Source organism: Oryzobacter terrae (genome assembly GCF_042756445.1).
GTDB lineage: Bacteria > Actinomycetota > Actinomycetes > Actinomycetales > Dermatophilaceae > Oryzobacter > Oryzobacter terrae.
Map to the genome: position 1 here is coordinate 2,115,991 of NZ_CP170578.1, position 20,702 is coordinate 2,136,692.

Here is a 20,702-nt window from a genome sequence, read left to right on the forward strand (position 1 = left end):
GATGGCCAACGTAGGGGCGTCGACGCTCGCCGAGGGGGCTGTGAAACCATGAAACTACTTTCATTGCACCCCCCTGTTTTCATTTATTTACAAGGCTTTTCGCTTCGGTGCGGAGACGTCGGCGCTGGTAGGCATGACGTCGTGAAGCCTCAGCAGACCGCCCAGGTCCCGGCGCCGCGGCCCCGGGTCGACAGCCCCCAGGGACTCGTCGCCGAGTTCACGACGAACGGGTCGCCCGCCCGGTTGGAGGCGTTCGGGCACAGCCTCCTGCTCTATCCGGCCGGCGAGCTCGAGGCCGGCCCGGCGGGCCTGTTCCTCCGCGTCCTCGACGGTGACCGGGCCCGGTGGGCCCCGCTCCTCGGCCCTGCGTCGGGCGGCGTCGTGTCCACCGGCGACGGTGTCGTGCACCTGCACGGGTCGTGGTCGGGCCTGGACTGGACGGTGACCTTCCGCCCCGGGTCCGGCGACGCCGAGGGCAGTGGCTCCGACGACGCCCGGCACGCCTCGTGGAGCTGGGACGTCTCGGTCGTCAACAGAGGGGACCGCGAGCTCGTCGTCGACCTCGTCCTCACCCACGACCCCGCCCTGGCCTCGCCCGCGGCGGTCGCGACGAACGAGTACTACGTCGCCCAGTACCTCGACGTCTCGCCGCTGGCCACCTCGCGCGGCACGGCACTCGCGGTGCGACAGAACATGCCCGGGACCTCGGTGCCCTGGCTCCTGCTCGGCTCGCTGCGGCACGGCACCGGCTGGGCCACCGACGCCCTCCAGGTCGTCGAGCGCACCGCGACCGGGACGACGTGGACCGGGCTCGACCGCTCGGTCCTGCCCTCGACCCGGCTCCAGCACGAGCACACCCTGGCCGTGCTCCAGGACGAGCCGGTGCCCCTCGCGCCCGGCGCCGTCCACCGCACGGGCTTCGTCGGCGTCGTCCTCGCCGACCACCCGGCCGCCACGGGCGCCGAGGACGCGCGCTGGCTCGGGGTGGCGACGGCCGAGACCGTCGCTCCCTCCGACGACTCGACGCCCGCGGGTGGCGTCCCCGTCGTGCCGACCGTGTTCTCCGGTGTCCCCACGCTCGAGTGCCGCCCCCTGACCACCGACGAGCTGGCCTCCCTCGACCTCGCCCCCGTCGGTGACGTCGAGACCTCGCCCACGGGCGAGCCGTGGGCCTGGTCGGCGAGCGGGGGCCACGTCGTCCTCGCCGCCAAGGAGCTCGCGGTCCTGCGCCCGCACGGCCACCTGCTCCGCACGGGCGACACCCTCTCGCCCGACACCGACGGGCTCACGAGCACCGTCTGGATGGACGGCACCTTCCTCTCGCAGGTCACCCGCGGCCACGTGGGCCGGGACCCGCTGCTCACCGGACGCCGCTCGTACGTGGGGCTGCACCGGGCGCACGGGGCCCGCGTCCTCGTCGACACCGACGACGGCCCGCGGCTGCTCGGCACCCCGTCGGCCTGGCGCGTCGCGCTCGACGGCTGCACCTGGGTCTACGCCGTCGACGGCCTCGTCCTCGAGGTGACCTCCGGCGCCCCCGCCGACCGGCACGAGCTCACCCTGACGGTGCGGGTCCACGCCGGGTCGCCCCGCGGCCTCCTCGTCGCCCTCGCGATCGCCGGCGGGCAGGGCGTCACGCACGGCCCGTCGTCGGTCACCGTCGGTGGCCCCGACGGCTGGCTCCTCGAGTGGGACGGCGGCGACACCCGCGTCGGCGACGACGCGCCGCTGCACGCCGACCACGCCTCGCGCGACGGCTCGTGGGTCACCCTCACCGTCGACCCGACACGGGTCTGGACCCTGCGCACCACGGGAGCCGGCACGGCGCCCGTCTCGCCCGCCCATGGTGGCGCGACCACGCGTGAGCCGTTCTGGGACAGCGCCGCCCACACCCTGGCGTTGCGTGCTTCCGATGCGCCTGCCGACCGGGCCGAGCTCCTCGCGCCCATCAGCAACGCCCTGCCGTGGTTCGCCCACGACGCGCTCGTCCACTACCTCTCGCCCCGCGGCCTCGAGCAGTACACCGGTGGCGGCTGGGGCACCCGCGACGTCTGCCAGGGCCCGGTCGGCCTGCTCACCGCTCTCGACCGCCAGGACGTCGTCCGCGAGCTGCTCGGCCGGGTCTTCCGCGCGCAGAACGCCCGTGGCGACTGGCCGCAAGCCTTCGAGTTCCTCCCCCCGCTGCCCACCTCCGGCCAGCAGGACTCGCACGGCGACGTCGTGTTCTGGCCGCTCCTCGCCGCCGGCGAGCACCTCCTGGCCAGTGGCGAGCCGGACCTCCTCGACGTCCTCGTCCCCCTCGTCGACGACGACGGCCCCACCGCGCCGCTGCGGGTGGCCGAGCACCTCGCCCGCGCCGTCGGCCGGATCGAGGAGGGAACCGTCGCGGGCTCCCCGCTGCCCGCGTACGGCCACGGTGACTGGAACGACTCCCTCCAGCCGGCCGACCCCCACCTCGCGAGCAACCTCGTCTCGGTGTGGACCTCGGTCCTGCAGACCCAGGCCCTGCGCACCCTCGCCAACGGGCTGCGGTCCGTCGGCGCCGAGCCCGAGCTCGCCGAGCGCGCGGCCTCGCTGGCCGACGCGACCGAGGACGCCATCCACCACGAGCTGATCACCGACGACGTCCTGCCCGGCTACGTCCTCCACGGTGAGGACGGCCGGCGCGAGCCGCTCGTCCACCCCCGCGACGACCGGACCGGCCTCACCTTCGGCATCCTCCCGTGGGTCCACGCCGTCAGCGCCGACCTCCTCACCTCCGAGCAGGCCGAGCACCACCTCGCCCTCGTCGACGAGCACCTCCTCGGGCCCGACGGGGCACGGCTGTTCGACCGTCCCGTCGCCTACGCGGGCGGGCCGATGTCGGTCTTCCAGCGCGCCGAGGCCAGCACGTTCTGGGGCCGGGAGATCGGCCTGATGTACGTGCACGCCCACCTGCGCTGGGCCGAGGCCCTCGCCCGGGTCGGGCACGGCGAGCGACTGCTGCGCGCCCTCGCCCAGGCCACGCCGCGCGGTGCCGTCGACCTCGTCGGGCCCGCCCGCCCCCGCCAGTCGACGACGTACTTCTCGTCCTCCGACGGGGCGTTCACCGACCGCTACGACGCCCAGGAGCGCTACCCCGCGCTCGTCGAGGGACAGGTGCCCCTCGAGGGCGGCTGGCGGGTCTACTCCTCCGGTCCGGGGCTGTTCCTGCGCCTCGTCGTCGAGGTGTTCCTCGGCATCCGGCGCCGGGGCGTCGCGGTCGAGCTCGACCCCGTCGTCGACCCGGGCCTCGGTGGGCTCCGGGCGACGGTGCCCTTCGACGGGGGGACGCTCGACGTCCTGGTCCGGCCGGGTCGCAGTGGCCACGGGGTCACCCGTGTCACCTCCCGCGGCACCGACCTCGCGACGACGACCCTCGACAACCCGTACCGGCACGGCGGGGTCTCGGTGCGGCTCGAGGACCTCCGTGCCGCCGTCGCCGCCCGGTCCGCGGGCGAGGACGGGCCCGACGTCGTCGTGGAGACGCTCTGACCATGACGAGCAGCGACCGTCCGTGGCTCGATGCCGAGCTCGGCGCGGAGGAGCGCGTGGAGGCCCTCCTCGCCGCGATGACGCTCGAGGAGAAGGTGGGCCAGACCCACCAGGTCGCCAACCTCGCGCCCGACGACGTGTCGGCGATCCGGGAGGGCGGCGTCTCCTCGAGCCTGTTCGCCTCCGGGGCCACCGCCGGCAACGAGCGTGACGAGGGCGTCCTCGTCGGCAACATCGACGCCGCCCAGCGGATCGCGGTCGAGGAGAGCCGTCTCGGCGTCCCGCTGCTGTTCGGCCGCGACGTCATCCACGGCCACCGCACGGTCTTCCCCATCCCGCTCGGCCTCGCCGCGTCCTTCGACGACGGTCTCGCCGAGGAGGCCGCGGAGATCGCCGCCCGGGAGGCGACGCTCGAGGGCGTCGCCTGGACCTTCGCGCCGATGATGGACCTCTCCGAGGAGCCCCGGTGGGGTCGCGTCGCGGAGTCGCTCGGCGAACAGCCGGTCCTCGCGGGGCGCCTGGCCGCCGGCATGGTCCGCGGCTTCCAGGGCGTGGACCTCACCGACCGGCGCCGGCTCGCCTCGTGCGCCAAGCACTTCGTCGGGTACGGCCTGTCGACGGGAGGCCGGGACTACAACACGGTCACCGTCGGCGAGAACACCCTGCGCAACCTCCACCTGCGCCCCTTCCGCGCCGCCGTCGACGCGGGGGTCACGACGGTCATGGCGGCGTTCAACGACGTCGACGGCACGCCGATGCACGCGCACCGCCGGCTGCTGCGCGACGTCCTCAAGGGCGAGTGGGGCTTCGACGGCGTCGTCGTCGCCGACTGGGACGGCGTCGGCCAGCTCGTCCGCCAGGGGGTGGCCGCCGACCTGCGCGAGGCCGCGCGTCTGGCGATTGAGGCCGGCGTCGACCTCGACATGTGCAGCGGCGCCTACGCGGCCCACCTCGCCGACCTCGTCCGCGCCGGCGAGGTCGCGCAGGGCCTCCTCGACGACGCGGTCCGACGCGTCCTGCGCCTCAAGGTCCGCCTCGGCCTCTTCGAGCGCCCCTACGCCGGTGACCTCGAGGGGTCCCCCGCCCCGACGTCCGAGACCCGCGCGGTCGCCCTGCGGGCCGCCCTCGCCGCGCACGTCCTCGTGGCGAACGACGGCGTGCTGCCGCTGTCCGAGGACTCGGGCCGCGTGCTGCTCACCGGTCCGTTCGTCGACGACGGCGACGCGCTCCTCGGCACCTGGGTCCTCGACGGACGCGGCGATGAGGTCGTCACCCCCGCCGACGCCCTGCGGGCGCGGTTCGGCGAGAAGGAGGGCGTGACGCACGGCGAGCGCCTCGACGTCCTCGACGGCCGCTACGCCGACCAGGTCCTCGAGGTCTCCCGCCGGGCCGACACGACGGTGATGCTCCTCGGCGAGCACCGCAGCCGCTCGGGCGAGGACCGCTGCGTCACCGACATCGGCCTGCCCCCGGGGCAGCTCGACGTCCTGCGCCACGTGGCGGCGCTCGGCAAGCGGGTCGTCGCCGTCGTCTACACGGGACGGCCCCTCGACCTCACGGAGGTCCTCGACCTCGCGGCCGCGGTCGTCGTCGTCTGGCACCCCGGGGTCGAGGCCGGCACCGCGCTCGCCCAGGTCCTCACCGGCGACGTCGAGCCGCACGGACGCCTGCCGATGACCTTCCCGCTCTCGACGGGGCACATCCCGACGAGCACCCACGGGCGCCCGACCGGCCGCCCCATCAGGGCGGACCGCGACCCATGGGAGGGGCGGTACGGCGACGCGCTGACCCACCCCCGGCTGCCCTTCGGCCGCGGGCTGTCGTACACGACCGTCGACTACGGCGACCCGTCGCTGTCGTCGGCCTCGATCCCGGTCGACGGTGGCTCGGTCACCGTGTCCGTGCGGGTGGCGAACACCGGCGAGCGCCCGTGCCGCGAGGTCGTCCAGCTCTACGCCCACGACCCGGTCGCCGACGTGACCCGGCCCGAGGTCGAGCTCGTCGCGTGGCGCGCCGTCGACCTCGCACCCGGGGCGTCGGCCGACGTCGAGCTCGCCGTCGTCCCGGGCGACTTCGCCTACACCGGGCGCGACCTCACGCAGCGGGTCGACGCCGGGGAGGTCGTCCTCCTCACCGGCCCGGACGCCGCGACCCTGCGTCCCGTCACCCTCACCCTGACCGCCTGACCCTCCACCCCTGCCAGGAGATCCCGTGATCGAGCTGACCCACAAGCAGGTCGTCGTCGACGGCACCCCCCGCATCGTCATGGCGGGGGAGGTGCACTACTTCCGGGTGGCCCGCGAGGAGTGGGAGCAGCGGCTCGACCTCGTCGTCGAGGCCGGCCTCACCGCCGTCGCCTCGTACATCCCGTGGGTGTTCCACGAGCTGCCCGACGGCACGATCGACGTCGAGGGGCGCACCCGCCCCGAGCGCGACGTCGGCGCCTTCATCGACCTGTGCGCCGAGCGCGGCCTGATGTTCATCGCCCGGCCGGGCCCGTTCGTCATGGCCGAGCTGAAGAACGAGGGCATCCCGTTCCGCGTCTACCGCGAGCACCCCGAGGTCGTCCCGGTCGGCTGGGACGGGGCCCCGGCGCCCTCGCGGACGGTCGACTACCTCGCCCCGGCCTTCCTCGAGGAGACCCGGCGCTGGTACGAGGCGGTCCTGCCGCTCATCGCGGCGCGGCTGCAGCCCCACGGCGGGAACGTCGTCATGGTCCAGCTCGACAACGAGGTCGGGATGCTCGCCTGGGTCACCAACTCCCCCGACCTCACCGACCACCTCCTCGAGCACCTCGGCCGGTGGGTCGACGAGAAGTACGACGGCGCCGGGCCCTACCCGGTGGCCCCCGGCGGAGAGGGCTGGGCGGAGGCCGTGCGCTCGCCCTCCGAGGAGTGGGCCGGACCGCTGCGCCGCGACCTCGGGGAGTTCATGCGCGACCGCTTCGCCGACTACGTCCTCACCCTGCGCGCGATGGCCGAGGGGCTCGGCGTGCGCGACGTGCCGTTCGCCGTCAACATCCACGGCACCGAGGGCGGCAGCGGCACCCCGTTCCCCATCGGCATCAGCCAGCTCGTCAACACGTACTCGGGGATCCCCGGGATGGTCTCGGGCAGCGACCACTACATGGGTGAGGCGACGCTGACGACGATGAGCGACCTCTACGTCATCAACGCCTACATGGACGCCGTCCACGACGCCGACCAGCCGCTGACCTCCCTGGAGTTCGAGGCCGGTTCGGGGGACTACGGCGCGGGGGCCGAGATGCAGTACGACCCCTCGACCGCCGACCTCAAGACGCGCCTGTGCCTGGCGCAGGGGAACCGCCTCATCAACTACTACCTCTTCGCCGGGGGCATCAACCCGCCCCTCGACGAGGTCGTCGACGACGGCAACGACCGCCTGTCGTTCACCGGGGAGCGCCACGGCACCGCCGCCCCGGTCGGTCCCGAGGGCCAGCGCGGGTTCGCCTTCGAGGCCACCGCCAGGACCGTCCACGCGGTGAACGCCAACGAGCCATGGCTGGCGGTCATGGACGAGGAGCACGACGACGTCGAGCTCGGCCTCGTCCTCGACGCCTACGCGACCGAGTACCACCACCCGGGGTCGGCCCTGATGGGCGACGCCGTCGACGACCTCTCGCAGCACCGCGGCGCCGGGCAGCGCCGGGTGCTCGTGCGCTCGCTCCTCATGGCCGGCTACCGGTTCGGTGCCGTGCACCTCGAGGAGCGTTCTCCGCGACGGGGATCGGTCCTCGCCCTGGGGACGGGTCGATACCTGGCCGAGGTCGTGCAGCAGCGCGTCGTGGCCCATGCCGAGGCGGGCGGGCGCGTCCTCCTCCTCGGCCCGGTGCCGCAGCTCGACCTCGACGGAACGCCGTGCCACGTCCTCGCCGACGCCCTCGACCTCGGCCACGGGGAGGTCGTGCGCGACACGGGGCACTACTTCCCGTCGGTCGTCGCGCACGGCTGGGCGGCCCCCTGGCCCGAGATGCGCGTCGGCTGGCGGCAGGAGCTGCGGCCGAACCGGGGCGACGTCGTCCTCACCGACGTCTACGGCACCGTGTGCGGGGTCGACGTGCCCCTCGGGGACGGCCGCGTCGTCGTCCTCGCCGCCGAGCTGCCCTCGAACCGCGACCTGTTCGGGCGAGCCCTGGCCGCGCTCGGCGCGGCTCCGGGCGTCTCGACGACGACCCCGTTCCCCGGCGTCATCACGACGACGACGTCCTCCGAGGACGGCCAGCGCGCCCTCCACCTCATCAACATCTCGGGCGCTGCGATGCCCACGACGGTGACCGTCGACGGCGTGGAGCTCTTCGACGGCCGGCCCCTCCACGTGCCGGCGCGCTCCGGCCACGTGCTGCCGCTCGGGCTCGACGTCGGCGGGGTCCGCCTCATCGGCGGCTCCGGAGAGGTGGCCGGCGTCGAGGACGGCGCCATCCGGTTCTGCTCGCTGCTCGCGGTGGGCGACGGGCCCGGCCACGTCGACATCGCGCCCGGGACCGCGGTCCTGCCCGACGACGGCTACGACATCACCCCGTTCGCCGACGGCACCGTCCGGGTGACCCCGCACGAGGGAGCGACGCTCGTCGTCCGGCTCGACACGACCTCCACGCTCGTCGACCCGACTCCCGCGGAGCCCGACCTCCACATCGAGGCCTCCCCCCGCGCCTGACCCGCTCCCGAAGCGCCCCCTGGTGCGTTCTGCGACTCCCTCACCTCTGGAACGACTGCGCCGTCACGGTGATGACGCAGGAATTCCGCCAGGACTCGGGACCACCCGCGTCATTCAGGAGTTTCCCGCGCCATGGGGGTGAACGGCGCGAGCGTCAGCGGTCGTCGGGGTCGGGGAGGAGCCACTCGGGCGGGTCGTCGAGCGAGGTGACCGCTCCCGACGCGTGCCGGGCGAGGCTGCGGACCGGGACGTCGCCCTGCCGCCACACGCCGCGGACCTGAGAGGCCAGCCCGTACCCGTCGGGCGCCCGGAGCACCGGCACCTCGAGGTCCTCGGTGGGCGCCGGGTTGAGGTCGTCGTTGGCCACCGGGACCCCGTGCGAGAGGACCTGCTCACCCGGCGACAGCTCGCGGATGGCGATGGCGCGCACATGGTCGGGTCTGCGGGAGGCGAACTCGGTGTAGATCCGGGGGTCGTGCTGCCCGTCGTCGCCGACGAGGAGCCACTTGACGTGGGGGAGCTCGCGGGCGAGCCGGTGCAGCTGGGCCTTCTTGTGCTCCTGCCCCGACCGGAACCAGCCGGTGTTCGTCGGGCCCCAGTCGGTCATGAGCAGCGGCCCGGCCGGGTACCCGTTGCGGCGCAGGAACCGGGTGAGCGAGGGCGCGGTGTTCCACGCGCCGGTCGACAGGTAGACGACGGGCGTGTCGGGCCGCTCGGCGAGCAGCTCGCGGTACATCGTCGCCATCCCGGCGACCGGCTTGCGGGCGCCCTCGGAGCGCATGAACGTGTTCCAGGCCGCGATCATCGGCCGGGGCAGCGAGGTCGACAGGACGGTGTCGTCGATGTCGCTGATGATGCCGTGCGTCACCGTCGTCCCGACGACGAGGACCGGGACGTCGATCGTCTCGGCCCGCGGCGATCCGATGTAGACCCGGTGCCAGCCGGGCGAGAGTCCGTGACCGCGCACCGCGAGGTCGATGTAGCCGCCGCGGTCGGTGCGGGTGGGGATGATCCGGCCGTTGACGCGCACCGTCACGGGCTCGTCGGTGGCCGGGGTCGCGACGAACGCGCGCCAGCCGCGCGTCTCGAGCTCGACGGCGCGCAGTCGGGCCGCGTACGTCGGCTCGTCGGGCTCGTCCTCGGGGAGGCCGCGGGTCATGATGACGCGCCCGAAGACCCGCAGCTGCGTGACGCTGCCGTACCCCGTGGACGGGACGACCCTCGTCATCCAGCCGCGCGACTCCAGGAGGCTCGCCTTCCGGGCGTGGTAGGCGTCCTCGAGGACTGCTGCGGCATGCGGTCGCGGCACGTGTCGATGCTAGAGCAGGGTCACGGGACGGTCGGCGGCTCGGGCGTGCTGACGCCGGTGACGATCTGCTGGGCGAGGACCCGGACCTTGACGTTGCGGTCCTGCGAGGTCTTGCGCAGCACCTCGAACGCCTCGTGCTCGGGCACCCCGCGCATCGCCATGATGACGCCCTTGGCCTGCTCGATGATCGCGCGGCTGGCCATCGCCTGCTCGAGCTGACCGGCGAGGCGGCGGGCCCCGTCGAGCGCCGTGACGGCGACGAGGGCGTCGGCGCACCGCGAGGCGGCGACCCGCACCATCGCGGCGTCGAAGCGGTCGAACGCGTGCGGCGCCCAGGCGTAGAGGTTGATGGCGCCGACGCACTCGGTGCCGCTGACGAGCGGGAGGGCGAGCAGGCTGCGCATCCCCTCCTCGCGGCACTCCTGGGCGAACCGCGGCCAGCGGCCGTCGTCGACGACGAGGTCGGCGACGTGGTTCTCGGTCCGGTGCCGGGCGGCGTCGAGGCAGGGCCCTTCGTCGAGGGCGTACTGGGCTGCGTCGATCTCGAGGGTCTGCACCGTCGTGTACGCCGCGGTGTGCGGGCGGTTCGCGCTGAGGACGGTGACCCCGACCTCGTCGCAGCCCTCGATGTGCCGGCGCACGGCGTGGACGACCCGCTCGAGGTAGTCCGAGACCTGCTCCATCGACTCCAGGACCCCGCCCAGCTCGGTCGCGAGGGCCTCGAGGAGCGCCGGGTCGTCGGCGGTGGGTGGCATCGCGGGGTCCACCGCCCCGCGGGCGTCGGTGTCGATGTCGGTCATGGGGGTCCTCCAGCTCAGCGTCCCTGCGGTGGCCACAGTACCGAGGGCGGGCCTCGCGCCGCTGCGACCTGCGACGATGTCGAGGGTGAGGGCCTTCCGCAAGCAGGTCCCCGCCGGAGCGGCCCGCTACCCGGCGTGGGAGGCCGCCGGCCTGCGCTGGCTCGCCGACGCGTCCGCGGCGGGAGGTGCGGACGTCGTCGAGGTCCTGGAGGTCGGCCCGTCCCACCTCGACCTGCGCCGCCTCGACCCCTCGCCGGCGACCTCCGGGCACGCCCGGGCCCTCGGCCGCGGGCTCGCGCGCACCCACGCCGCGGGCGCCCCCGCCTACGGGTCGGGCCCGCCGGGCTGGGTCGGCCACGGCTGGCTCGGCCCGACGAGCGAGCCGCTCCCCCTCGTGCTGGGCTCGTGGACCTCGTGGGGTCCCTTCCTCGCGGAGGCCCGGATCCTGCCGCTCGTGCGGGAGGGCCGCGACCGAGGCGTCCTCGACGTCGGCGAGGTGGCCGCCCTCGAGCGCCTCGCCTCGGTGGCGGCGTCCGGCGCGCTCGACACCGGCGACCCACCGGCCCGCCTCCACGGCGACCTCTGGTCGGGCAACGTCGTGTGGACCGCGTCCGGGGCCGTCCTCGTCGACCCCGCGGCTCACGGGGGACACCGCGAGGCCGACCTCGCGATGCTCGCCCTGTTCGGGTGCCCGCACCTCGACGACGTCGTCGCCGGCTACGAGGAGGTCGGCCCGCTCGCCGACGGTTGGCGCGAGCGCGTCGGGCTGCACCAGGTGCACCCGCTCCTGCTCCACGCGGTGCTGTTCGGCGGGTCCTACGCCTCGCGGGCCGTCGCCGCGGCGCGGGCCACCACGTGACCGGCCGGCGTCAGGGGCACGCGCACGGCGACGCCCCGCAGCGCGGGCACCCCGTGGCGTAGCGGTCGACGGCCCGGGTGAGGTCGACGCCCACCTGGTTGGCGAGCGAGGCCACCCAGGCGAGGACGTCGGCGAACTCGTGCTCGCGCTGGGCCTGGCTGCCCTTGCGGACGGCCTGGGCCAGCTCGCCGACCTCCTCGGCCAGCCACGCGACGGTGCTCGGCACCCCGCGCTCCCGGTCGCGCTCGCCGTAGGTGCGCTCGATGACGTCCTGGAGGTGCGCGAGGTCCATGCGGGGAACCTACCGGCCGCGCGTCCTCAGTTGAGGCTGGCGCCGCCGGGCTCGGGGGTGCTCGGCAGGGCGCCGAAGGTCTCGACGATGGCGGCCTCGCGTCGGAGGAGGGCGAGCACGGTCCGCAGCCGGGTGGCGGCGTCGCCGCCGTCGAGGACGCGCTGTCGGTCGACGGGGTCGAGGACCATCCGCTCGACGACCCGGTAGGCCACCTGGCCCAGCGGCGCCTCCACCGGCTCGGCGCTCGCCCCGAGCCGCTCGAGGTAGGCGGCGTGCTCGTGCAGGGTGCGCTCGGCGAGGGCCGCCACCTCGGGGTCGTCGGCCGCGGACGGCTCGTCGAGCCAGGTGACCTCGCCCGTCGTGAACGGGGTGCCCGCGGTCTCGTCGAGGCCCTCGAGCCGGAAGCGGCGCACCCCGGTGGCCACGAGGTGCACGACCGTCCCGACCGGTCCCTCGGCGAGCGCCATGGCGTCGACCCGTGCCTCGCAGCCGGTTCCCTGCAGGTCGCGGACCGACTCGGGCCCCACCTCGTGGCCGGTGCGGATGAGCACGACGCCGAAGCGCCGGTCCTCCTCCGCGCGCTCGGCCAGCCGACGGGCGAGCTCGAGGTAGCGCGGCTCGAACAGCTGGAGCGGCAGCCGGGCCCCGGGCAGCAGGACCGTGCCGAGCGGGAAGAGGGGCAGGGTCTCCATGCGCCACTGTAGGCACGTCCGACCCCGTGCGCCGAGGGGTCGGAGCGACCCTCGACAACGCCCCGATGCGGGGATGTCGGACCCCTCCCCGTAGGATGGGCGGTGACGACCCGCCATCTGCCGCGGGTCCTCGCACGTCTGATGTCGATGCCACGCGACCTGGGCCCCCGGCCCGTCGCGGCGCCGAGGCCCCAGAGCCCGCCCGGCAGAACATCCCGTCGTCGCCGACACATCGGTCCGCGACGTCCCAGACCACCCATGGAGCTTTCCTTGTCCACCAGTACCTTCGGCACGCTCGGCGTGCCCTCCTCCCTCGTCGAGGTCCTCGCCGCCGGCGGGATCACGACCCCCACCCCCATCCAGGCCTCGACGCTGCCCGACTCCCTCGCGGGTCGCGACGTCCTCGGCCGCGGCCGCACCGGGTCCGGCAAGACCGTCGCCTTCCTCCTGCCGGTCCTCGCCCGCCTCGCGGCCAGTGGCAGCCCCCGCACCGCCCGTCGTCCCCGCGCGCTGATCCTCGCCCCCACCCGTGAGCTCGTCGCCCAGATCGACGAGGCGATGGCGCCGCTGGCGGCCCGCCTCGGCCTCACGAGCCGCACCATCTTCGGTGGCGTCGGCCAGAACCCGCAGGTCTCGGCGCTGCGCCGCGGCGTCGACGTCGTCGTCGCGTGCCCCGGCCGCCTCGAGGACCTCATCGGCCAGGGCCACGTCTCCCTCGACGCCGTCGAGGTCACCGTCATCGACGAGGCCGACCACATGGCCGACCTCGGCTTCCTGCCCCAGGTCCGCCGCCTGCTCGACGCGACGCCGCGCCAGGGCCAGCGGATGCTCTTCTCCGCGACGCTCGACGCCGGCATCGGCGTCATCGCCAACCGCTACCTCACCAACCCCGTGACGCACGAGGCCGACTCGGCCCAGTCGCCGATCTCGACGATGGAGCACCACGTCCTCCACGTCAGCTCCGCCGGTCACTCGGCGGTCCTGCTCGACCTCGTCGCCGCCCCCGGCCGCACCGTGGTCTTCACCCGCACCAAGCACCGCGCCAGGCGCCTCGCCCGCCAGCTCAACGGCTCGGGCGTCCCGGCGGTCGAGCTGCACGGCAACCTCAGCCAGAACGCGCGCACCCGGACGATGGACGCGTTCCACTCCGGCGAGGCCCGCACCCTCGTGGCGACCGACATCGCCGCCCGCGGGATCCACGTCGACGACGTCGCCCTCGTCATCCACGCCGACCCGCCGGTCGAGCACAAGGCGTACCTCCACCGCTCCGGTCGCACGGCCCGCGCCGGCGCCTCGGGCACCGTCGTCACGCTCATGACCGACGACCAGGTGCGCGACGTGCGCGACCTCACCCGCAAGGCCGGGGTGCGTCCCACGACGACGCGCGTCGACGCCTCGCACCCCCTCCTCAAGACCATCGCCCCCGGCGACCGGTCGTTCGAGGGCGGCTTCGCGATCCCCGAGCCCACCACGCGTGGCGGCTCGCGCGGTGGCGGCGGCGAGCGCTCGTCGTCCCGGGGTGGCGGCCGTCCCTCCGGCGCGGGCCAGTCCCGTCGACGCGGCGGATCCGGGCGCACCGGCGCCGGTGCGCCCTCGGGCTCCGGCGGACCGGGCGCGGCCCGGCCGTCCTCGGGTGGTCAGCGCTCGTCCTCCCCCGGTGGCCAGGGCCAGCGACGCGGCGGCTCCGGCTCCTCGTCCGGTCGTCCCGCCTCGAGCCGGCCCACCTCGGGTCGTCCGTCCCGTTCGGCGGCCTCGTTCTCCGAGGGCGCCGGCGGCCGCCGGTCCCGCTGACCCCCGCCCCGTCCCTCCCCAGGGTCCCCGGCTACGGTCTGCGTGCCATGGACTGGGGTGACGAGGTGTGGTCGCGGATGGCGGCCGACTCCGGGGTGACCCTGTCGGGGACCCCGGTGGTCGTCGTCCTCGTGGCGGCCTTCGTCGCCGTCGCGGTGGGGCCGCTCTGGGGCGTGCTGCGCCTCGGCGTCACCCTCGTCCACGAGCTCGGGCACGCCCTCGTCGGCATCGTCTCGGGCCGTCGCTTCACCGGGTTCGTCCTGCGCGGGGACATGTCGGGCCACGCCGTCACCGTGGGTCCCGCCCGGGGACCCGGTCGGGTCCTCACGACGTGGGCCGGCTACCCCGCCCCCGCGGTCGTCGGGGCCGCCCTCGTCACCCTCGCGGTGCGGGGCTGGTCCGCCCCCGTCCTCACTGCGGTCCTCGTGCTGCTCGTCGCGGCCCTGCTGTGGGTCCGGTCGGTCCTGACCGCGGCCGTCGTCCTCGCGGTCGTCGCGGGCGCCGGCGCGCTGTGGTGGGCCGCCCCGCCCGAGGTGCAGGCGCAGGTCGTCGTGGCCGCCGGGCTCGTCCTCCTCGTCGGTGCGTGGCGTCACCTCGCGACCGTCGTCAGCGCACCGCGCCGCGGGACGAGCGACCCGGAGGTCCTCGCGCGGCTCACCCGCGTGCCCACGGTGGTCTGGAACCTCACCTTCGCGCTCGCCTGCCTCGGCGCCTCGTGGGTGGCCGGCAGCACCGTCCTGCGGGCCGCCGGCGTCCTGTCGGGCTGAGCCGTCGCCGGCCGGGGGGCTAGGTTGGCGCCCATGGCACACCAGTACCGCGTCGTCGAGCTGCGCGAAGGACTCGTCGGGGGAAAGCTCTCCGGCGACAAGCTCGAGAAGATCCTCAACGAGAACGCTGCGCAGGGCTGGCAGCTGAAGACGATCACGGCCACGGAGGTCAAGGGCCGCGTCGGCCCCGGCGGCGTCGAGGGCCTGCTCATCACCTTCGAGCGTCAGGTCTGACCCGCGTCGACCTCCACGTGGGGTCGTCGCTGCCACAGGGCCCAGTCCTCGCTCACCTCCGCCGCGGTGCGCTGGAGCATCGGGAGCAGGTCGTCGACGAGCCGCTGCGTGCTCGTCTCGGCGGCGTGCACGGTGACGTTCATCGCCGCGCGCACCGCACCCGTCCCGTCGCGCACCGGCACCGCGACCGACCTGACCCCGGGGGCGAGCTCCTCGTCGGCCAGCGCCCAGCCGCGGGCGCGCACCCGGGCGAGCTCCTCCTCGAGCTCCTCGGACGACCGCTCGACGTGGGCCCGCAGCCCCGACCGGCTCGGCTGCGTGAGCGTCGCGGCGAGCACGTCGGCGGGCAGTGCCGCGAGGAGCACCTTGCCCTGTGAGGTCGGCGGCGCCGGGAAGCGCGTCCCGACCTCGACCCGCAGCGCGATGATCTTCGGGACGGAGACGCGGGCGACGTAGACGATGTCCGAGCCGTCGAGCTGCGCCATCGACGAGGACTCCCCGGTGCGGCCGACGAGCGACTCCATCCGCGGGCGCGCGATCTCCCACAGGCCCAGCGACGCCACGTACGCCGTGCCCAGGCTCAGCACCCGCGGGGTCAGCGTGTAGGCCCCCCCGTCGGAGCGCACGTGCCCGAGCTCCTCGAGGGTCAGCAGGAGGCGGCGCGCGGTGGGGCGGGCCAGGCCCGTGGCGGCGGCGACGTCGCTGAGGGACATGGTCGGGCGCTCGCGCGAGAAGCTCGCGATGACGTCGAGGCCGCGCGCCAGCGCCTCGACGAAGTCCCGCCCCTCGCCCCGTCCGGCCACCGGGCCTCCTCCTGGTCGCGTCCGTTCCCGTGCGGCCCGCACCCTACGCGGTCGGCGTGGGCTCCTCGCCGGCGCCGGGCTCACCGAAGACCGTGCCCCGGGCCAGCGTCGTGTCGGTGCGGAAGTCGGTGTACTGGTACGGGTTGTCGAGGACCTTGCCGTCGTCCTCGGGCAGGGCCGGGTTCATGCCGCCGGTCCAGGCCTCCTCGCCCATCTCGCCGACGAGGTGCTCGACGGTGGCCTCGGCGCGGCGGCGCAGGGCGGCGAGGTCGCACCCGACGAGCCGCCCCTCGTGCTTGACGACCCTGCCGTCGACGACGACGGTGTGGACGTCGCCGCGCTGGGCCTGGAAGGCGACGTGCCCGTAGGGGTGGAGGACCGGGAAGGACACGGGCGAGTGGTCGTTCTTGATGAGGACGACGTCGGCCTTCGCGCCGGGCACGAGGCGGCCGATCTCGTCGCGGCCGAGGGCCCGTGCGCCACCGCGGGTGGCCCACTCGACGACCTGCTCGGCCCGCAGGTGCACGTTCGTCACGGTGTCACCGGCGGCGTGCGCCTCGAGGTGCTCGCGGGACCGGTCGGCGCCGAGGGTCGTGCGCATCGCCGAGAAGAGGTCGCCGCTCCACCAGACGCTGGTGTCCATCGAGAGGGACACCGGTATGTCGTGCCGGCGCAGCTGCCAGGTGGGCGGGTAGCCCTGTCCCGCACTCTGTTCCGACTCCGTGGAGACCGAGACCGAACCGCCCGTGGCAGCGATGCGGTGGTAGGAGTCGGCCGACAGGGTGGCCGCGTGGACGAAGACGGTGCGCTCGTCGGTGAAGCCGTTCTCGTGCATGAGGCGGATGCCGTCGTCGTTGGTGGCACCCCAGACCCCGGCGTGCGTCGTCACCGGGAGGTCGAGCTCGCGGGCGACCTCGAACGCCGGCCGCTCGGGGAACGCCGGGTCACCCGTGACGTCGAACGCCAGCTGCCAGCCGTAGAGGTCGCCGCGGCGCCGCTCGAGGAACGCCCGCACGGCCGAGTCGGCGGTCCACTCCCACGGCCCTGCCTGGATGTTGCCGTAGGCGAGCACGAAGCGGCCCGGGACCGAGGCGAGGGCGTCGACCGCCGCCTCGGCGTGGTCGACGCTCTGCAGCCCGTGCGACCAGTCGACCGTCGTCGTGACCCCGGCCTCGAGCGCGTCCCAGGCGGAGACGAGGTTGCCGGTGTGCACGTCCTCGGGCCGGAAGCGCCGACCGTGCTCGAGGTAGTACCAGACGAAGTACTGGGTGAGGGTCCAGTCGGCGCCGTAGCCCCGCATCGCGGTCTGCCACATGTGCCGGTGGGTGTCGACCATGCCGGGCATGACGATGCCACCGGTGGCGTCGACCTCGAGCGCGCCGTCGGGGGCGGAGAGGCCGTGACCCACCTCCGCGATCCGGTCGCCGACGACGAGGACGTCCCCGCCGGTCAGGACGCGGTGCGCGTCGTCCATCGTCAGCACCGTGGCGTTCCGGAACAGCACCGGACGACCCGCGGCCACCTCGTCGTGAGCCATGAGCTTTCTCCCGTTCCACTCACGCGGACATCCGTCCGCATCATGGCGCCCTCGCGCCATGGGATCACTGTCGACGTCGCGGTCGCGTCGTGTCAAGAGGCCTCGACAGCGCGGCCGGGATCCGCTTGCGAGCCTTGACAGGCGGCAGCCGAGCAGCCGAGACTCGGGCCAGGCATCCGTGCGGACAGGTGTCCGTTGAGATCGAACCGAGGGAGGGACACCATGGCGCAGCGATCGGGACCGCTCGCCGGCCTGCTCGTCGCCGACTTCTCGCGGATCCTCGCCGGCCCCTACGCCACGATGCTCCTCGCCGACCTCGGCGCCGAGGTCGTCAAGGTCGAGTCGCCCGGTGGCGACGACACCCGGACCTGGAGCCCTCCGGTCCGTGACGGCGTCTCGACGTACTACCTCGGGGTCAACCGCAACAAGCGGTCGGTGGCGCTGGACCTCAAGGACGACGAGGACCGGGCCGCCGCCCGCGAGCTCGCCCGTCGCGCGGACGTCCTCGTCGAGAACTTCAAGCCCGGCGGCCTGGCCCGCTTCGGCCTCGACTACGACAGCGTCAGCGCCGACAACCCCGGGATCGTCTACGCCTCGATCAGCGGCTTCGGCAGCGGGCCGGGCGGACGCGACCTCCCCGGCTACGACCTCATGGTCCAGGCCATCTCGGGACTGATGAGCCTGACCGGCGCCCCCGACGGCCCCGCCTACCGCGCCGGGATCTCGGTCTTCGACGTCATGGCCGGGCTGCACGCGAGCATCGGCGTGCTCGCGGCCCTGCACGAGCGCGGCGCGACCGGCCGCGGGCAGCACGTCGAGGTCAACCTCCTCAGCTCGGCGCTCTCCGGCCTGGTCAACCAGTCGAGCGCCTTCGTCGCGGGCGGTGTCGTCCCGCACCGGATGGGCAACAGCCACCCCAGCCTCTTCCCGTACGAACCGCTGCCCTGCTCCGACGGCGACCTCATCGTCACCGCGGGGAACAACCGCCAGTTCCGCCGCCTCGTCGAGGTCCTCGGCCTGCCCGAGCTCGCCGACGACCCCCGCTTCGCGGGCAACGAGGACCGGACCGCGCACCGCGACGAGCTCCGGCCGCTGCTCGTCGAACGGCTCGCCACGCGCTCGACGATGGAGTGGTTCCGCGACATCACCGCGGCCGGCGTCCCGTGCGGGCCGATCAACACCGTCGACCAGGGCGTCGAGTTCGCCGCGTCGGTGGGGCTCGAGCCCGTCGTCGTCGTCGGCGAGGGCGAGGCCGCCGTGCCGAGCGTGCGGCACCCGATCCGCCTGTCCCGCACCCCGGCCGACTACCAGCGGCCACCCCCCTCCCTCGACGAGCACGGCGACGAGATCCGCCGCTGGCTGGCCAGCCCCACCGGCAACGAGACCTCCACGGAGCGTGACGCGTGACGAGCTACCCCACGTCCCTCGGGACCTCGACGTCCGACGAGATCCGCCTCCTCGGGCAGGACCTCACCGCCGACCTCATGGGGAAGGTCGGCTTCGGCGAGCTCGCCTTCTGGCTCGTCGCGATGCGCCGCCCGACACCGTCCGAGACGCGGGTCTTCGAGGCCGTCCTCGTCGCCCTCGCCGACCACGGCTTCACGCCGACGGCCATCGCGGCCCGGCTCACCTACCTCTCCGCCCCGGACTCCCTCCAGGGCGCACTGGCCGCCGGCCTCCTCGGGGGCGGGTCCCGCTTCCTCGGGGTCACCGAGGACTGCGGCGCCTTCCTCGACGCCGTCGTCACCGACCTCGGGGACGACCTCCCGCGGAGCGACGAGCAGTGGGACGCCGCGGCCCTGGCGGCCGTCCGCCGCACCAAGGAGTCCGGCCGATACGTCCCCGGCCTCGGTCACCCCGTCCACAAGGACGGCGACCCCCGAACCCCGGTCCTCCTCGCGATCGCCGAGGAGGAGGGGCTGCGCGGTCCCCACCTGCGCCTCTTCGAGGCGGTCGGCCGCGTCCACGAGCAGGTGCTCGGGCGGCGGCTGCCGCTCAACGGCGCCGGGGTCTGCGGAGCGGCGCTCGCCGACCTCGGCCTCCCCGTCGAGATGCTGCGCGGCTTCGCCCTGCTCGCCCGCGCCGCCGGGCTGCTCGGCCAGCTCGCCGAGGAGCGCCGCCGCCCCGTCGGCATGGACGTCTACCTCTCGGTCGACCGCAACGCCGAGTACGTCGACCCCCAGTCCTGACCCGGAAGGAGACCCGCAATGGCGCAGGTCGTCGCCGTCATCGCCTCGACGCACCACCCGTTCTACTACCGCGCGAGCACCGCCGTCGGTGACGACCGGCCCCCGTTCGCCGACGAGTGGGTGGCCAAGATCGAGCGGTTCCGCGAGACCCTCACCAGGGCCAGGCCCGACGTCCTCGTCATGGTCGGGAGCGACCACTTCCACCAGCTGTGGCTCGACAACATGCCGCAGTTCCTCGTGGGCAAGGCGCCTGTCTACGACGCCAACTGGTACAACGAGGAGCGCGAGTTCGGCCTGCCCCGCTTCCGGCTCGAGGGGCACGAGGAGCTCTCGTCGCACATCCTGCGCGGCGGGCTGGACTCCGGCTTCGACCTCGCCTTCAGCAACGAGCTGCGGATCGACCACTCGATCACGTGCCCGATCATCACGCTGCGCCCCGAGGCGGACCTGCCGATCGTCCCGATCTACACCAACATCTTCGCGCCGCCGCTGCCGCAGCCGAAGCGCTTCGTCGAGCTCGGGCGCACGATCCGCGAGCTCATCGAGTCGTGGCCGAGCGACCAGCGGGTGGCGGTCATCGGCACCGGCCACCTTTCCCTCGAGCTCGGCGGCCCCCGCCAGTTCGGGCCGCACGGCCCCGACCCCGAGTTCGACCACCGCGCGATGCAGTGGATCGCGAACGGCGACCTCGACGGCTGCCTCCGGGAGGTGACGCTCGACAGCCTGCATCTGCCGGGCAACGCCACCCACGGGTTCATGGACTTCATGCTGATGATGGGCGTCGCCGGCGAGAACGCGAAGGCCGACCACGTCGACAGCCTCGACCTGTTCCACACGATGGAGGCCTACTTCACCTGGTACCCGAACGGAGCCCCTGCATGAGCAAGTACCTCCTCGACAAGTTCCTCTACACCGTCGACCGCGACCCCGACCTCGTGGAGCGGTACCGCGAGGACGCCGCGACCTTCGTCGCGTGGTGGGAGCAGACCCAGGCGAACCGCATCCTCAACGTCGGCGACGGCGAGGCGAGCACGTGGCTCGCCTTCACCGCCGAGGAGCGCGCCGCGCTCGTCGGGCACGACCACGTGGCCCTCTTCGAGCTGGGCGCCCACCCGTTCCTCACGCTGACCCTCTTCATCGCGATGTTCGAGCGGGACCACCCCGAACCCCTGTCGTACCAGAAGGGCTACGGCGCCGCCCTGGCCCACCTGTCCCTGCCCTACCCCGACATCGGCACGTGAG

Annotated in this window: 17 protein-coding genes; 11 read left to right on the plus strand and 6 right to left on the minus strand. The window is 74.2% G+C overall.

Features of this window, described 5'->3' with window-relative positions:
* The first annotated feature begins 141 nt into the window (after positions 1–141).
* Genes ACFWN3_RS10030 through ACFWN3_RS10040 form a run of 3 tightly spaced genes read left to right on the plus strand, consistent with a single transcriptional unit; the run spans position 142 to position 8,187 of the window.
* Positions 142–3,513, plus strand: coding sequence for a cellobiose phosphorylase (locus ACFWN3_RS10030; protein WP_377639151.1), 3,372 nt, complete (start codon positions 142–144; stop codon positions 3,511–3,513).
* Between the two features lie 2 nt (positions 3,514–3,515).
* The gene (locus ACFWN3_RS10035; protein ID WP_377639153.1) at positions 3,516–5,699 is read left to right on the plus strand and encodes a glycoside hydrolase family 3 N-terminal domain-containing protein; all 2,184 of its coding nucleotides are present in this window, start codon (positions 3,516–3,518) and stop codon (positions 5,697–5,699) included.
* A gap of 25 nt (positions 5,700–5,724) precedes the next feature.
* Positions 5,725–8,187 (plus strand): beta-galactosidase, encoded by a 2,463-nt coding sequence (locus tag ACFWN3_RS10040; protein WP_377639155.1) that lies wholly within the window; start codon positions 5,725–5,727, stop codon positions 8,185–8,187.
* Positions 8,188–8,341: 154 nt separating this feature from the next.
* Here ACFWN3_RS10040 and ACFWN3_RS10045 read toward each other — a convergent pair whose 3' ends face one another.
* Entirely contained in the window at positions 8,342–9,496 is a 1,155-nt protein-coding gene (locus tag ACFWN3_RS10045; RefSeq protein WP_377639157.1) for an App1 family protein, read from the minus strand.
* Between the two features lie 20 nt (positions 9,497–9,516).
* The gene (locus ACFWN3_RS10050; protein ID WP_377639159.1) at positions 9,517–10,296 is read right to left on the minus strand and encodes a GAF and ANTAR domain-containing protein; all 780 of its coding nucleotides are present in this window, start codon (positions 10,294–10,296) and stop codon (positions 9,517–9,519) included.
* Between the two features lie 76 nt (positions 10,297–10,372).
* Between ACFWN3_RS10050 and ACFWN3_RS10055 the strand changes: the two genes are divergently transcribed.
* Entirely contained in the window at positions 10,373–11,155 is a 783-nt protein-coding gene (locus ACFWN3_RS10055; RefSeq protein ID WP_377645571.1) for a fructosamine kinase family protein, read from the plus strand.
* Positions 11,156–11,165: 10 nt separating this feature from the next.
* Here ACFWN3_RS10055 and ACFWN3_RS10060 read toward each other — a convergent pair whose 3' ends face one another.
* A complete protein-coding gene (locus tag ACFWN3_RS10060) occupies positions 11,166–11,447 on the minus strand; it encodes a MazG nucleotide pyrophosphohydrolase domain-containing protein (protein ID WP_377639161.1) in 282 nt (93 codons plus the stop codon).
* A gap of 26 nt (positions 11,448–11,473) precedes the next feature.
* Positions 11,474–12,139, minus strand: coding sequence for an LON peptidase substrate-binding domain-containing protein (locus ACFWN3_RS10065; protein ID WP_377639163.1), 666 nt, complete (start codon positions 12,137–12,139; stop codon positions 11,474–11,476).
* 258 nt (positions 12,140–12,397) lie between these two features.
* Here ACFWN3_RS10065 and ACFWN3_RS10070 point away from each other — a divergent pair, with 258 nt between their 5' ends.
* From ACFWN3_RS10070 to ACFWN3_RS10080, 3 genes are read left to right on the plus strand one after another with little or no spacing between them, the layout of a single operon-like run.
* Positions 12,398–13,930, plus strand: coding sequence for a DEAD/DEAH box helicase (locus ACFWN3_RS10070; RefSeq protein WP_377639165.1), 1,533 nt, complete (start codon positions 12,398–12,400; stop codon positions 13,928–13,930).
* Between the two features lie 47 nt (positions 13,931–13,977).
* Complete coding sequence (locus tag ACFWN3_RS10075) at positions 13,978–14,697, plus strand: M50 family metallopeptidase (RefSeq protein WP_377639166.1); 720 nt, start codon at positions 13,978–13,980, stop codon at positions 14,695–14,697.
* A 33-nt stretch (positions 14,698–14,730) separates the two neighbouring features.
* Complete coding sequence (locus tag ACFWN3_RS10080; RefSeq protein ID WP_377639168.1) at positions 14,731–14,931, plus strand: DUF4177 domain-containing protein; 201 nt, start codon at positions 14,731–14,733, stop codon at positions 14,929–14,931.
* Here ACFWN3_RS10080 and ACFWN3_RS10085 read toward each other — a convergent pair.
* Both ACFWN3_RS10085 and ACFWN3_RS10090 read right to left on the minus strand, forming a co-directional pair.
* Complete coding sequence (locus tag ACFWN3_RS10085) at positions 14,922–15,734, minus strand: IclR family transcriptional regulator C-terminal domain-containing protein (protein WP_377639170.1); 813 nt, start codon at positions 15,732–15,734, stop codon at positions 14,922–14,924. The genes ACFWN3_RS10080 and ACFWN3_RS10085 overlap by 10 nt on opposite strands.
* A gap of 43 nt (positions 15,735–15,777) precedes the next feature.
* Positions 15,778–17,271: an amidohydrolase family protein gene (locus ACFWN3_RS10090; RefSeq protein ID WP_377639172.1), complete on the minus strand. Its 1,494-nt coding sequence runs from the start codon at positions 17,269–17,271 to the stop codon at positions 15,778–15,780.
* A gap of 222 nt (positions 17,272–17,493) precedes the next feature.
* On the opposite strand from ACFWN3_RS10090, the gene ACFWN3_RS10095 reads away from it, so the two are divergent.
* From ACFWN3_RS10095 to ACFWN3_RS10110, 4 genes are read left to right on the plus strand one after another with little or no spacing between them, the layout of a single operon-like run.
* Entirely contained in the window at positions 17,494–18,678 is a 1,185-nt protein-coding gene (locus ACFWN3_RS10095) for a CaiB/BaiF CoA transferase family protein (RefSeq protein ID WP_377639173.1), read from the plus strand.
* Complete coding sequence (locus ACFWN3_RS10100) at positions 18,675–19,460, plus strand: citryl-CoA lyase (protein ID WP_377639175.1); 786 nt, start codon at positions 18,675–18,677, stop codon at positions 19,458–19,460. The genes ACFWN3_RS10095 and ACFWN3_RS10100 overlap by 4 nt, the downstream gene beginning before the upstream one ends.
* An 18-nt stretch (positions 19,461–19,478) precedes the next feature.
* Positions 19,479–20,342, plus strand: a complete 864-nt coding sequence (locus ACFWN3_RS10105) for a hypothetical protein (RefSeq protein WP_377639177.1) — start codon at positions 19,479–19,481, stop codon at positions 20,340–20,342.
* Positions 20,339–20,701: a hypothetical protein gene (locus ACFWN3_RS10110; RefSeq protein ID WP_377639179.1), complete on the plus strand. Its 363-nt coding sequence runs from the start codon at positions 20,339–20,341 to the stop codon at positions 20,699–20,701. The genes ACFWN3_RS10105 and ACFWN3_RS10110 overlap by 4 nt, the downstream gene beginning before the upstream one ends.
* The last annotated feature ends 1 nt before the right edge of the window (position 20,702 follow it).

What these genes read in the sequence shown, in the direction of transcription:
- ACFWN3_RS10035 (WP_377639153.1), top strand. Translation starts at nt 3,516, where the DNA reads ATGACGAGCAGCGACCGTCCGTGGCTCGATGCCGAGCTCGGCGCGGAG.
- ACFWN3_RS10050 (WP_377639159.1), bottom strand. Translation starts at nt 10,296, where the DNA reads ATGACCGACATCGACACCGACGCCCGCGGGGCGGTGGACCCCGCGATG.
- ACFWN3_RS10055 (WP_377645571.1), top strand. Translation starts at nt 10,373, where the DNA reads ATGTCGAGGGTGAGGGCCTTCCGCAAGCAGGTCCCCGCCGGAGCGGCC.
- ACFWN3_RS10060 (WP_377639161.1), bottom strand. Translation starts at nt 11,447, where the DNA reads ATGGACCTCGCGCACCTCCAGGACGTCATCGAGCGCACCTACGGCGAG.
- ACFWN3_RS10065 (WP_377639163.1), bottom strand. Translation starts at nt 12,139, where the DNA reads ATGGAGACCCTGCCCCTCTTCCCGCTCGGCACGGTCCTGCTGCCCGGG.
- ACFWN3_RS10070 (WP_377639165.1), top strand. Translation starts at nt 12,398, where the DNA reads ATGGAGCTTTCCTTGTCCACCAGTACCTTCGGCACGCTCGGCGTGCCC.
- ACFWN3_RS10075 (WP_377639166.1), top strand. Translation starts at nt 13,978, where the DNA reads ATGGACTGGGGTGACGAGGTGTGGTCGCGGATGGCGGCCGACTCCGGG.
- ACFWN3_RS10080 (WP_377639168.1), top strand. Translation starts at nt 14,731, where the DNA reads ATGGCACACCAGTACCGCGTCGTCGAGCTGCGCGAAGGACTCGTCGGG.
- ACFWN3_RS10090 (WP_377639172.1), bottom strand. Translation starts at nt 17,271, where the DNA reads ATGGCTCACGACGAGGTGGCCGCGGGTCGTCCGGTGCTGTTCCGGAAC.
- ACFWN3_RS10095 (WP_377639173.1), top strand. Translation starts at nt 17,494, where the DNA reads ATGGCGCAGCGATCGGGACCGCTCGCCGGCCTGCTCGTCGCCGACTTC.
- ACFWN3_RS10105 (WP_377639177.1), top strand. Translation starts at nt 19,479, where the DNA reads ATGGCGCAGGTCGTCGCCGTCATCGCCTCGACGCACCACCCGTTCTAC.
- ACFWN3_RS10110 (WP_377639179.1), top strand. Translation starts at nt 20,339, where the DNA reads ATGAGCAAGTACCTCCTCGACAAGTTCCTCTACACCGTCGACCGCGAC.